This is a genomic window from Lactococcus sp. DD01, from assembly GCF_001578715.1.
Classification (GTDB): domain Bacteria; phylum Bacillota; class Bacilli; order Lactobacillales; family Streptococcaceae; genus Lactococcus; species Lactococcus petauri.
Map to the genome: position 1 here is coordinate 1,297,177 of NZ_KQ968939.1, position 12,927 is coordinate 1,310,103.

General features: G+C 39.6%; 10 protein-coding genes. 3 read left to right on the plus strand and 7 right to left on the minus strand.

From position 1 onward, the window contains the following. Positions 1-34 precede the first annotated feature (34 nt). The 3 genes from thiI to LACDD01_RS06295 form a co-directional block, all read right to left on the minus strand. Positions 35-1,255, minus strand: coding sequence for a tRNA uracil 4-sulfurtransferase ThiI (thiI, locus tag LACDD01_RS06285; protein ID WP_061413811.1), 1,221 nt, complete (start codon positions 1,253-1,255; stop codon positions 35-37). A gap of 89 nt (positions 1,256-1,344) precedes the next feature. Further along, positions 1,345-2,334, minus strand: coding sequence for a YeiH family protein (locus LACDD01_RS06290; RefSeq protein WP_061413813.1), 990 nt, complete (start codon positions 2,332-2,334; stop codon positions 1,345-1,347). 179 nt (positions 2,335-2,513) lie between these two features. After that, positions 2,514-4,352, minus strand: coding sequence for an APC family permease (locus LACDD01_RS06295; protein ID WP_019294216.1), 1,839 nt, complete (start codon positions 4,350-4,352; stop codon positions 2,514-2,516). A 415-nt stretch (positions 4,353-4,767) separates the two neighbouring features. Here LACDD01_RS06295 and lysS point away from each other — a divergent pair, with 415 nt between their 5' ends. Then, positions 4,768-6,258, plus strand: coding sequence for a lysine--tRNA ligase (gene lysS, locus LACDD01_RS06300; RefSeq protein ID WP_156468496.1), 1,491 nt, complete (start codon positions 4,768-4,770; stop codon positions 6,256-6,258). A gap of 95 nt (positions 6,259-6,353) precedes the next feature. Next, entirely contained in the window at positions 6,354-7,952 is a 1,599-nt protein-coding gene (locus tag LACDD01_RS06305) for an NAD(P)/FAD-dependent oxidoreductase (protein ID WP_061413815.1), read from the plus strand. Between the two features lie 19 nt (positions 7,953-7,971). Here the strand turns inward: LACDD01_RS06305 and LACDD01_RS06310 are convergent, their stop codons facing one another. The 4 genes from LACDD01_RS06310 to LACDD01_RS06325 are packed head-to-tail and all read right to left on the minus strand — an operon-like array spanning position 7,972 to position 11,823. Beyond that, on the minus strand, positions 7,972-8,955 hold the full coding sequence (locus tag LACDD01_RS06310) for an FAD:protein FMN transferase (RefSeq protein WP_061413818.1): 984 nt from the start codon (positions 8,953-8,955) through the stop codon (positions 7,972-7,974). After that, on the minus strand, positions 8,924-9,520 hold the full coding sequence (locus LACDD01_RS06315; protein WP_061413820.1) for an NADPH-dependent FMN reductase: 597 nt from the start codon (positions 9,518-9,520) through the stop codon (positions 8,924-8,926). The genes LACDD01_RS06310 and LACDD01_RS06315 overlap by 32 nt, the downstream gene beginning before the upstream one ends. A gap of 56 nt (positions 9,521-9,576) precedes the next feature. Beyond that, positions 9,577-10,380, minus strand: coding sequence for a transporter substrate-binding domain-containing protein (locus LACDD01_RS06320; RefSeq protein WP_061413822.1), 804 nt, complete (start codon positions 10,378-10,380; stop codon positions 9,577-9,579). A gap of 12 nt (positions 10,381-10,392) precedes the next feature. Then, positions 10,393-11,823: an amino acid permease gene (locus LACDD01_RS06325; protein ID WP_061413823.1), complete on the minus strand. Its 1,431-nt coding sequence runs from the start codon at positions 11,821-11,823 to the stop codon at positions 10,393-10,395. A 324-nt stretch (positions 11,824-12,147) separates the two neighbouring features. On the opposite strand from LACDD01_RS06325, the gene LACDD01_RS06330 reads away from it, so the two are divergent. Beyond that, complete coding sequence (locus tag LACDD01_RS06330) at positions 12,148-12,906, plus strand: peptidylprolyl isomerase (RefSeq protein ID WP_061413825.1); 759 nt, start codon at positions 12,148-12,150, stop codon at positions 12,904-12,906. Positions 12,907-12,927 lie beyond the last annotated feature (21 nt).

Consider the following 12,927-nt stretch of genomic DNA (forward strand, 5'->3'; position numbering starts at 1 on the left):
TAAAAACTGCATCTAATGATACAGTTTTCAAAAATCAAAGTAAATCGTCAAATTCATTGGTTTCTGCTTTGTCCCAGTTTTCGCCCGTGATGCGGCTAATCATAATACCTTCAACAGCACGATCAACCATACCTTCAACGTCCAAACGTTTTTCATAGGCTAAAACATTTTCTAGTTTAGGATTTGTTTTTGGAGATGGTGGGGCAAATACAGTACAGCAATCTTCAAATGGTAGAATTGAAAGATTAAAGGTATCAATCTTTTCGGCGATATCGATAATTTCGATCTTATCCATTGTGACTACGGGGCGAATAACAGGAGTGTTTGTAACTTCATTAATCACAGACATAGAACCTAATGTTTGCGAAGCGACTTGTCCTAAACTTTCACCGTTAATAATCACTTTACCCCCACGTTCTTCACGAATGCGGTCAACTACACGCATCATAAAACGGCGAGTTAAAGTCATCAAATAAGATTGTGGCGCTTTGGCTTTGATTTCTTCTTGAATCTCAGTAAACGGAACTTCAATAAAAGTGATTGTTCCGCCAAACGCTGTTAATTTTGCTGTTAAATCTTTTGCTTTTTTCAAAGCCCCAGGGCTTGTATAAGGTGGTGAAGCAAAGTGAACTGCCTCAATTTCGACACCTCGTTTAAGAGCCAAGTAACCTGCAACTGGAGAATCAATCCCACCTGAAAGCATCAAGTGACCACGGCCTGCTGTTCCTACAGGCATTCCTCCTGCACCTTTAAGTGTTTCGAAACTAAGATAAGCACCTTCAAGACGAATTTCGACACGGAGAGTGATATCTGGCTTTTTCATTTGTACTTTGGCATAGTCAAAATTGTCAAAGACAACATCACCTAAAGTTATGTTTAACTCTGTGGAATCTTGTTCAAAGCTATGGTCCGCCCGACGTGTTGCAATTTTAAAAGTCATTCCTTCATGGTAAATTTCTTTCATCAAGTCAACAACTGCTGCTTTTAGACCTTCGATTGATTTTTCAACTTTGATGGATGCTGAAAAATTTTGAATCCCAAAAACTTTAGTTAAACGTTGAGAAACCTCTTCGTAGTCTGTACCATTTAACTTGATATGCGCGCGATCTCGTTGCGCTGTAATCTTCAAGTCTGTCAAATCAGCAAGAACTTCTTTGATGTTGTTGGCCAAACGATTGATAAAAAAGCCACGATTTTTTCCTTTTGTTGAAAGTTCACCATAGCGAACCATAATTTCATCGTATACGATAGTCATTTTATTTTCCTTTGTTACTTAATATAAGGTTATCTTTTTATTCCTGAGAGAATTTCAGTACAGGTTATTATACCACATTAGCTATTTTTCTAGGTTAATAATAGACGAATCAAAACCAATGCAAGCCCCACTTGGAAAACAAGCACAGCTAAGCCATAGATTGCTAACTTTCTTCCCGCGCGAACAAATTCTACTAGATTAAGCCTTAAACCGATAGCGGCTAAAGCGATAATTTCGCACCAACTACTGATAAAACGTGCCGTTTCAGTAATTACTTTTGGAAATTGAAAGACTGTATCCAGACTACACAGAATAATAAATCCTAATACATACCAAGGAAGAAAGGATTGGCGCTTGATCTTGAGCTGATCTTCCTGCCCTATCGGTGCTTTCTCTGTGCGACGTGTGTGGAAAGAAAAATAAAGGACAACAAAGACAAGCATGATGATACGCATGATTTTAAACAAGGTAGCCATTGTTGTTGTTTCAGCATTCACCATTGTTGCTGAAGCGACAACCTGTCCCACAGACTGAATGGTTCCCCCAATCAAAGCACCACGTAGGAAATCATTTGCTCCAAAGAACCATGTACCTAAAACGGGTAATAGAAGCATTAACACTGTCCCCATGAGGTTAACCATAGTTATCGCTGTCCGCTTGTCTTTGTCTTCTGCTCCAATGACTGGCTCAACTGCCGCAATGGCGGAAGAACCACAAACGGCGTTTCCTGACGCCATTAGCGCATTAACTTTCGAGGAAAATCCAAGTTTCTTTCCAATAAACATGACAAAAACAATTGTAAGCACCATTTGTAGAAGAATAAAACTTATACCACTCCAGCCTAGCTTTTGTATCGTTTGAAAGGTAACGGTCGCTCCTAAAAACATTACTGAAAATTCAAGAAGTTTCTTTTCTGACCAAGCCGTACCTGCAAAGAGGACTGGTTGTTTAAAGTAAACATTCCCCAAAATAATTCCCAATAAAATAGCAATCGTGGCTGCACCCATCCCTTTAAAAACATAGAGATTTAAAAAGTAACTGACTACGGCAACTACAAAACTGAGCCCTAAACCTGGCATGATCTTCTTATTTAACATGACAACTATTATAACAAAAAACAAAAATTAATTTGTGTATTCATTGACATATAACATTCATCTCATTTATCGTCTTACTATGATGTTGTTTGCTTATAAAAAGGTAAAGAAAAAAGCGCTCCAGGCAACAGTTTTTTGTTGTCTTGAACACTTTATATTATTTATTTTTTCAAATGATAGTTGTAGCTTGAAAGGATGATATCTTCATGAGCGTTCAGGTAGTAACGGAGGCGTAAACCGGTCTGATTGTGGAAGATATTTTGCCATGGTTTCGACGGAATAAAAGTCGGAATCAAAACAGTAGTTGTATAGTTGTGCGCTTTTGCTTGTTTTGCAGCGAGATTAATAAAGCGAACAGCTGGCGTGATGATACTACGATAGCTGGTATGTACAACGGTCAACTTAATATCTGGGAAGGTTTCATTGAAATCACGTTCGATTTCGGCTTCTTTTTCTGTATCTTCTTTTGTAGACACGTGAAGTGCAATAAGATAGTCTCCTACAGACCGGGCATAGTTAATCGCCCCAACATCGACATTTGTTACATTTCCGACCAAGACGATAACTGTATTACCATCAAACTTATGCTCTGCAGTTTCTTTGCGCAAGCGCAATTGTTCCGCCACATTCATATAATGACTGTGGATACGGATAAAGCAGAATATCAAAATCGGTAAAACAATAAAGAATGGCCAAATTTCAGCTGTGCGGAAAATGAGCAAAATCATCACCACGACAAAAGAAATAATTGCCCCAATAATATTAGGGATAGAACGTAAGAGGAACTTACTGCCCAGCTTCTTGCGCCAATGGACAACCATACCGATTTGAGCCAACGTAAATGGTGTAAAGACACCAATAGCATAGAGGGGGATAAGGCGATCTGTTTGTCCATCAAAGATAAACAAGAGAATGACCGCACCAATAGCCAAACTGATAATCCCATTCGAATAACTCAAACGTGTCCCACGAGCAGTAAACAAGTGAGGCATGTATTTCTTCTTCGCCATATTAAAAGCAAGCATTGGAAAGGCGGAATAACCTGTATTTGCTGCTACTGCCAAAATGAGAGCTGTAGCAATTTGGAAGATAAAGAAGAATGCGTGCCCAAAAACACTGTCTCCAAAAATCTGTTGCGCCATTTGGGCGATAATGGTCACATCACCGCGTGGTGTTAACCCAAGCCAATAAGCAAAGAAGATAACACCACTGAAGAACACTGCTAAAATAATCCCCATCATTACCAAAGTCTTGGCTGCATTTTTTTCTTTCGGTTGTTTAAAGAATGGTACAGCATTCGAAATGGCTTCTACCCCTGTCAGAGATGAAGAACCTGTTGAAAAGGCTTTGAGCAAGAGGATAAGTGAAACTCCTCCTACGGTTGTACCGATATGAGCCGGCGCTTGGTAGGGTAAACTTCCAGATAAAATACGGAATACCCCGACACCTAAGAGGGCAACTGTCGTCACAATAAATGTATAGACAGGAATCATGAGGAAGGCTGCTGATTCTCGCAAACCTCGGAGATTCATCAGCATAAGCAGTAAAGCAAGAGCAACTGCGATTTCTAAATTGTACTGATGAAGTTCAGGTAAAGCTGAGGTTATAGCATCAGCTCCTGAAGCTGTAGATACAGCAACCGTCAACATATAGTCGACCAAAAGCGATCCACCGGATATTAATCCTGGAATTGTACCGAGATTTTCTGTTGAAACCAGATAAGCTCCGCCTCCTGATGGATAGGCATGAATAACCTGTGTATAACTTCCAATCAGCGCAAACAGTAAAACCAAAATAATTAAGGCAATAGGTATCGAATACCATGAAGCGCCCGCACCTACTGCAACCAATACCAAAAGAATTTGTTCAGGTCCATAAGCAATTGATGACAAGGCATCTGACGATAACATGGCTAAGGCCTGTAATTTAGTCAGCAGGTGTGAATCTCCTACTGTTGACTTTAAAGATTTACCAATTAAAAGCTCTTTGACTTTTTTCAAAACGTAACTCCTGTATCATAAAATCTTTAAGTTGGATTTATCCGGCTTAATTCAGTCTAGGCTTGACTTTCCTAGCATAAAGAGGCCTCTCCAAGATAACTCAACTATTGTAGCATTTTTTTATTAATTTTAGTAGTATTTTTATGTTTGGTTTCAGTAACAAATGCAACAGAAAGACAAAGTGCTTGAAAGTCTTTTAAAATAAGCTTTCCTGAGCTCCATATTTCGCCAATATTTCTCTTTTTTTGTGTTAAATGTAATATTTCACGAGAGTAAATGATGTCATTTCATTTTTCTAAAAATAAAGTTCAACTTTTCTTTCATAAGATTTTTCAAAAACATGATTATAAGCTGTCAAAAGCCGTAAAATTATGCTAAAATATGGTTGATATAAACTTTTTTATAGGAGAAAAACATTTTGGCTGAAATTATCGAAGAACTTAATGACCAAATGAAAGTCCGTCGTAAAAAAATGGAAACACTGCGTGAATCAGGCATTGATCCATTCGGACATAAATTTACTCGTACACACAACTCTGCAGAATTACATGCGGAATACGATGAAAATACTAAAGAAGAATTACACGAAAAAGACTTGCATGCAACAATCGCGGGACGTCTGATGACAAAACGCGGTAAGGGTAAAGTTGGTTTTGCGCATATCCAAGACCGCGAAGGGCAAATTCAGATTTACGTGCGTAAAGACGAAGTTGGCGAAGAAAATTATCAAATTTTCAAACAGGCTGATCTCGGTGATTTCCTTGGTGTTGAAGGACAAATCATGAAGACAGATATGGGCGAGCTTTCTATTAAAGCGAGCAAATTGACTTTCTTGTCTAAAGCACTTCGTCCATTGCCAGAAAAATTCCACGGCCTGACAGATACTGAAACACGTTATCGTAAACGTTACTTGGATTTGATTTCAAACAAAGAAAGCTTCAATCGTTTCGTGACACGTTCTAAAATTATTAGCGAGATCCGTCGTTATATGGATGGCCGCGGATATCTTGAAGTTGAAACTCCTGTTTTGAACAACGAAGCCGGTGGTGCAGCAGCACGTCCATTCTATACACACCATAACTCATTAGACATCGACATGGCCCTTCGTATTGCAACAGAATTGCACTTGAAACGCTTAATCGTCGGTGGTATGGAAAAAGTTTATGAGCTTGGCCGTGTCTTCCGTAACGAAGGAATGGATATGACACACAATCCTGAGTTTACAACTATGGAATCTTATGAAGCTTATGCTGATTTTGACGATATCATGGATTTGACTGAAGGAATTTTCCAACACGTGGCACACTCTGTCCTTGGCAAAGATGTTGTTGAATACGATGGTAAAGAAATCAATGTGGGCGGTAAGTTCGCTCGCATCCACATGGTTGATGCGATTAAAGAGCAAACAGGCGTGGATTTCTGGAAAGAAATGGATTTTGAAGAAGCTGCTGCTTTGGCGAAAGAACATGATATTTATGTGGAAAACCACTTCACAAGCGTTGGCCACATCATCAATGAATTCTTCGAGAAATACGTAGAAGATACATTGATCCAACCAACATTTGTTTTTGGACATCCAAAAGAAATCTCTCCTCTTGCGAAGATGAATGCTGAAGATCCACGTTTTACTGACCGTTTCGAACTCTTCATCAATGGTAAAGAATATGCCAATGCCTTCTCAGAGTTAAATGATCCAATAGATCAGCTCGAACGTTTCGAAGCCCAAGCTAAAGCGAAAGAACTCGGTGATGATGAAGCTACTGGTGTAGATTACGATTACGTTGAAGCATTGGAACACGGTATGCCACCAACTGGTGGTCTGGGTATCGGTATCGACCGCTTAGTCATGCTCTTCACTGGTACAACTTCTATCCGTGACGTCTTGCTCTTCCCAACAATGAAATAAAAGCAAAAATCCAGTTCTCAGGGCTGGGTTTTTACAATCAAGAAGTGTGCGATATTTTTTATCTGCAACACTTTATCTAGATAAGAGAACAAACTATGTTAAGAATATCTCAAATAAAAACTTCAATTGATGAGCCTGTGGAAAAAGTTAAAAGCTTACTTTTGAAAAAATTAAAAATTCAAGAGTCCGACTTGATTGACTATCGTATTTATAAGGAATCAATTGATGCACGCCATCGGGGAGAAATCAACTTTATCTACACAGTTGATGCCCAAGTCAAAAATGAAGCCAAGCTCCTCAAGAAAAAAATAAAAAATGTTTCACCCTCACCAGACTTGAAATATAAAGAGCCACAAATCGGAACAGAAGCCATGAAACATCGTCCTTTAGTCATCGGTTTTGGTCCTGCTGGCATGTTTTCTGCTTTGCTCTTAGCACAAATGGGTTATCGTCCTATCGTTTTAGAACGTGGCCAAAAAGTTGAAGAACGTGTGAAATCCATTGATGATTTCTGGAAGAAAGGAAAACTCAATCCTGCTTCAAACGTCCAGTTTGGTGAAGGCGGTGCAGGTACTTTCTCAGATGGAAAACTTACTTCCCGTGTACGCGACTTGCGCGGACGCAAAGTTTTAGAAGAATTTGTAAAAGCCGGTGCACCTGAAGATATCCTCTACAAAGCACATCCGCACGTAGGAACAGATTTACTTCGCGATATTGTCAAGAATATTCGTGAGCAGATTATTGCTTTGGGCGGAGAAGTTCTTTTTGACAGTCAAGTCGCTTCATTTATCATCGACAAAAATAAACTTCAAGGGATTGTTCTCAAAAATGGTCAAGAAATCCTCTCCAATCATGCCGTTTTAGCCATCGGACACAGCGCACGCGATACCTTTGCTGAGCTGTACGACAAGGGAATTAACATGACCGCCAAGCCTTTTGCTGTTGGAGTGCGCATCGAACATCCTCAGAGCTTGATTAATCAAGCACAGTATAAAGAATTTGCTGAGCATCCTCGTTTAGGAGCAGCAGAGTATCGTTTGACACACAAGGCCAGTTCTGGACGAGGTGTTTATACGTTCTGTATGTGCCCTGGAGGACTTGTCGTGCCTGCTGCATCGGAAGAAGGTCGCTTGGTAACCAACGGCATGAGTGAGCACGCCCGTTCTGAAGAAAATGCCAATAGTGGTTTACTGGTTCAAGTCTTCCCAGAAGATTTTGGCCAAGATCATCCTCTTGCTGGGGTTGAATTCCAACGAAAACTTGAAGAAAAAGCATTTGTCCTCGGTGGTAAAACTTATCAAGCCCCTGCGCAATTAGTTGGAGATTTTCTTGCAGATCGTCCATCTACTGATATCGGTGAAGTTAAACCTTCTTATGCTTTGGGTGTCACTCCAACAGACTTAAGCCAACTCTTCCCTGAATATATTACTTCTTCTATGAAGGAGGCTCTTCTTGGATTCGACAAAAAAATTCAAGGTTTTGCCATGAACGATGCGATTATGACCGGTGTTGAATCACGTTCTTCTTCTCCTGTTCGAATCAATCGTGACGAAGAAAGTTTCCAATCTATTTCTACACAAGGTATTTATCCATCTGGTGAAGGAGCAGGATTTGCTGGCGGGATTGTATCCGCCGCCATTGATGGGCTTAAATGTGCCGAGCAAATGATTGCCTCCTTTGCACGACCTGAATAAAGAAAAAACTGAGCAATGCTCAGTTTATAATCTTAAAATGTTTATCCATCAAACGTACATCCTTGGGCTTAAGTCCAAGGATTTTTATTTCCTTATCTTTGGTAATAAGCACTGCAGCTTGAATCACGTGTTGTCTTTTCGCAAAGACTTTTTCAGGTTCTTCCGAAAAGAACAGCCTCTTCGCCTCAATCTCCCCATCTAATGACTTTTCAGAAAATATTGTCACGCTGGCTAAGTTGTTCACATGAGGATAACCTGTTTCAGGATTGAGAATGTGATGATAGCTCTTTCCGTCTCGCTCTAAATAACGCTGATCAATTCCAGAAGTCACGACAGATGTGGATGCGGTAAGCACTTGAAGTAACAAAGATGACCCATGCGTAAGTGGATTACGAATTCCGACACGCCAATAACCTTTGAGGGGCAAGCCCAGAAACCGAATATTTCCTCCAAGGTTAACAATGCCTGTGGAAAAACCTGTTTCTTTCCAAAAATCTACAACTTTATCGGCAATATAACCTTTGGCGATGCCTCCTAAGTCTAAGGACATTCCTTTTCGAGGGAGAAAAACGGTCTTTTGCTGGTCATCCAGAACGATATCATCTGGACTCACCATACCAAGTATTTTTTGAATTTCTTTCTCGGAAGGAACACGGGCATCAGCAAAACCAATATGCCAAAGCCTAACCAAGGGTCCGATACTTGCATTAAAACCAAAATGCTCCTGACTTACCTGTACAGCTTTTTTCGTTAAAGCATATACTTCTTCCGACAAGGCAACGGCTTTTACACCCGCAGCTTGGTTGACTGCTATTAACTCCGAGAACGCCCTGTTGACTGTAAACAAATCTTCATAATGAGCAATTTTTTTATAGCCTTGCTCAATTTTTTCTGTAGTTTTTGACTTCTCCACATCAAGTAAGCTCAGCTCAATAAATGTGCCTAAACCTCGATATTTTTTAGACAAAAAATCACTCATACTCTGAAGCTCCAGTATCGGCATCCGTTTCTATCAATGTTCTTAGAGGTTGCAAATGCGCACTGTAACGACAAAAGTTTCTGAAGCAATGTTCCAACCAAGAAATTGTTTGTCTATCTATTAGATTGCCTGAAATATCAAAAGCATCAGCAGCATGACTCAATAAAAATTGATTAGCCGGTAAGACGAAGGCTTCCAATCCTGGTGATTGGAGGATTTGTCTAAGGTTTTCCTGTGCAAAAACGGAACCCTGCTTTCCTAGAGAAGCGCCTACAATCATAACTGGCGTATTGATAATGGGTTGCAAAGCTCCCCAAGAGAGCCATTCTAGCAAAGACTTCAAGGCTGCAGTGATGGCATGATCGTACTCCGGAGTAGAGATAATCAAACCATCTGCGGCTTCAATGGCTTCAACGATTTCGCGAACTCTCTCAGGCAAGTCCATACTGTCTTCCGAAAACAAGGGTAAGCCTGCAATCTCAATAACTTCAATCTCAGCTTCATTAATAAAATGTTTCTTCATATACCAAAGCAACTTTCTATTGTAAGAAAAGCTGGCATTGGTTCCTACTATTGCAATAAATTTCATCTTTATTCCTCTTCACTATAAATAAAAAGAGCTTTCGCTCTTTTTATTTTAACACCTTAAGATAGAAACCACTGCTTAGAGAGCTTGCTAAATTCACTAGAATGCTGAAGGACTTGCAAGCCTTGGTTGACTTTATCCATTAATTCAGTATCATTCTTTCGTGCTGCTACGGCATATTCAACTTGTGGGTAAGGAGTATCCAGCATATTATATAAGCCTTCAAGCTGATGATTACGAAGATAAGTTTTAGTATAGTCCTTATCTAAAAGAGTAGCTTGAATTTCTCCTGTTTGCAAGGCAGCGATTGCATCGCTCGGTTGGTTATAGAGAAACATCAGATTTTCTTTGACAATATTTTTTAAAATCTGCGGATAATCGCTAAACAAATCATAAGCTGCTGAAGCTTTTTGCCCGCCTACTGCTTGATTATGCATATCGCCAATATTATAAATTTCTGCTTCTTTGGGAACAAGCAACACTAAATTTCCCGTGTGATAAGGTTGACTAAATAAAATAGTTTTTTCCCTAGTCTTAATTGCTGTATAAGGCCCCCAAATCAGATCAACCTCTCCTTCTTTCAAGGCTTTTTCTTTGGCCGACCAATCCAATGGTTTCCAGTCAATCTTTATATTATAAGAAGCAAAGATTGCCTCTGCTAGAGCTATATTGAAACCTTCAGGTTTTCCACTCTCTTGCTTTGAAGTTAGGGGCGCAAAGTCTGCCTCATAACCGATAGTAATCGTCTTGCTTTCTTCAATCTTTTGCCATGTATTTTTCTTCGTGTTTACTCCGCAAGCCGTCAAAGTCATAAAAATAAATAATAGAAGGAAGGGAAGCAGGTAGAATTTGATTTTCTTCATGCTTTCATTTTATCATTTCTCTCGGCTCAAATCTACCGCTTTGAGTGGCACTAATTTTGTATTGTACTTCCATTTATAGCCAAAGTATAGAGCCAAGAAAAGTGGTATTGCGGCATACATGGCTAAGCCTTCGCCCCAGTGACTGCTGAAAAGCATGGCTGGGTCTAAATTAACAACAATCATGGCCGTCATGATCAGGGACAAGATTGGTCCAAAGGGGAACCATTTTGCTTGGTAAGGCAAACTGCTCAAATCACCGCCTTGAGCCAAAAAGGCTCGACGAAAACGAATGTGACTAATCGATATCCCAAGCCATGCAATAAATCCAGTCAAACTTGACAGGTCCACAAGCAAAAGATAAATTTGTGTGCCGAAAATTCCTGTTAAAAATGCGACCACACACACCGCTGTCGTTGCCAATAAAGCATTGATAGGAATACCGTTTTTGGCTATTTTGGAGAGCTGGCGTGGTGCGCCTTCTTTTTTACCTAAAGAGTAGAGGATACGTGTTGAAGCATACATGACAGAGTTTGCTGACGAGATAACCGAGGTCAAAATCACGGCATTCATTAAGCTCGCTGCTACTGCCAAACCAATATTCTTAAAAACGATAGTAAAAGGACTCATAACCGCTGTCGAATCAGGGTTAAGCAAGCGAGGATCTTGGTAATTGATAATAGCTGCAATAACAATAATCGTAAAGATGTAGAAAAGAAGAATGCGCCAAAAAATAGAATTCATCGCTTTAGGAATACTTTTCTCAGGATTTTCTGATTCTCCTGCTGTAACTCCTAGAAGTTCTGTGCCTTGAAAAGAAAAGCCAGCGATGAGTAAAACACCAACAAATCCTGTCACTCCACCAGTAAAGCCATGATTACCTGCTGTGAGATTACCAACAACATCAATATTATTTCCAAAAATTCCAATAATGGTTAATACCCCAACAACCAAAAAAACAATAATTGTAATCAGCTTGATAATGGAGAGCCAATATTCTGTTTCCCCAAACGCGCGTACTGCCATGATATTAATTGCAAAAATAAGGACTGTAGCCACACCAGAGAATATCCAAGAAGGAACCTGAGGGAACCAAAATTGAGTGATTAACCCTGCTGTTGTCAAATCAACTGCAATCGTAATCGCACCGTTTATCCAATAGTTCCAGCCCAAAGCAAAGCCAAAGGCTGGATCCACAAAGCGTGCCCCATAATCTGTAAAAGAGCCCGATGTGGGTAAATAAGTGGCCATCTCTCCTAAAGAGGTCATTACAAAATAAACCATAATCCCGACAAAGATATAAGCCAGTACCGATCCGAAAGGTCCAGCCTGACTAATCGTCGCTCCTGAGGTTAGGAACAAGCCTGTTCCTATCGTGCCACCAAGCGCAATCATGGTGATGTGTCTTTGTTTTAAATTGCGCTTTACTTGATTTTCATTTTTCATATTTTTTCTTTCTCTAATACTTCTTCGTTCATTTACAGCATAATTTTGCCCAAAAGAAAAGACCGTATAGCCTAGCCATCCGGTCTTTCTGAGAATCACCGGCATAGATGTCTTTCGAGCGTACTCTAAAGTTGCATCTATACCAAAGTATGACACAACTCTTATCTATGCGCATGATGATGTTGAGATTGTAGGTCAAACTTAAACATATGTGATTCTCCTTCCTGATATTTTTTATTTAGTATAGTCCTTTATTTTAAAATTTGCAAGTATAAACTTTTTGTCGTCGTTTAGTCTTCGAAACTTTTATGTTAAAATATAGGAATGGAAAACAAAAAAAATACGAATATTATCTTTGGAGGATTATTAGTCCTCATCGTTGTTATCGTTGGTGGTCTTCTTTACTTTGCGAACAGTTCTGACAGCAAGACCGATGCAAAAAATGATTTGCAAAGTGTTGAACTCCCTCAGTTGTCGAATGAAGTGGGCAAGGATGAAGCTGAAGTTCAAATTCAAACAACAGCTGGGAACATCAATATTAAGCTCTTCCCTAAACTGGCACCAATGGCTGTCGAAAACTTCTTGACTTTGGCCAAGCAAGGTTACTATAAAAACAATGAATTCTTCCGTGTGATTAATGATTTCATGATTCAAACGGGTGACCCAAGTAATAAAGGAACCGGAAGCAAATCCGTAGTAAATAACAACAAACCATTTGCGACTGAGATTTCTAATCAGCTTTATCATATTCGCGGTGCAGTTTCTTTAGCAAACAGTGGTCCTGGCGAGACAAGCAGTTCGCAATTCTTTATTGTCCAAAATCCACAAGCAGCTGAGCAAGGTTTAAGTACAAGCAAATATCCTCAAAAGATTATCGATGCTTATAAAAAAGGTGGCTCACCTTTCCTTGATGGACAATATACGGTCTTTGGACAAGTGATTTCAGGCATAGATGTTGTTGATAAAATTGCTGCAGGCAAAGTGGAAGCTAACCCAAATAATCCACAAGAAGAATCATCTCCTGTAAATCCAGAAAAAATTACCGGCGTTAAAATTATCAAAGGTTGGGACTTTAAAAAATAAAAAAATCTTCTGTGTAGGCGA

Excerpts from the sequence above, each read along its gene's own strand:
- LACDD01_RS06325 (WP_061413823.1), bottom strand. The coding sequence starts at position 11,823 with ATGAAAAATGAAAATCAAGTAAAGCGCAATTTAAAACAAAGACACATC.
- LACDD01_RS06330 (WP_061413825.1), top strand. The coding sequence starts at position 12,148 with ATGGAAAACAAAAAAAATACGAATATTATCTTTGGAGGATTATTAGTC.
- LACDD01_RS06305 (WP_061413815.1), top strand. The coding sequence starts at position 6,354 with ATGTTAAGAATATCTCAAATAAAAACTTCAATTGATGAGCCTGTGGAA.
- LACDD01_RS06310 (WP_061413818.1), bottom strand. The coding sequence starts at position 8,955 with ATGCCGATACTGGAGCTTCAGAGTATGAGTGATTTTTTGTCTAAAAAA.
- LACDD01_RS06315 (WP_061413820.1), bottom strand. The coding sequence starts at position 9,520 with ATGAAATTTATTGCAATAGTAGGAACCAATGCCAGCTTTTCTTACAAT.
- LACDD01_RS06290 (WP_061413813.1), bottom strand. The coding sequence starts at position 2,334 with ATGCCAGGTTTAGGGCTCAGTTTTGTAGTTGCCGTAGTCAGTTACTTT.
- LACDD01_RS06320 (WP_061413822.1), bottom strand. The coding sequence starts at position 10,380 with ATGAAGAAAATCAAATTCTACCTGCTTCCCTTCCTTCTATTATTTATT.
- thiI (WP_061413811.1), bottom strand. The coding sequence starts at position 1,255 with ATGACTATCGTATACGATGAAATTATGGTTCGCTATGGTGAACTTTCA.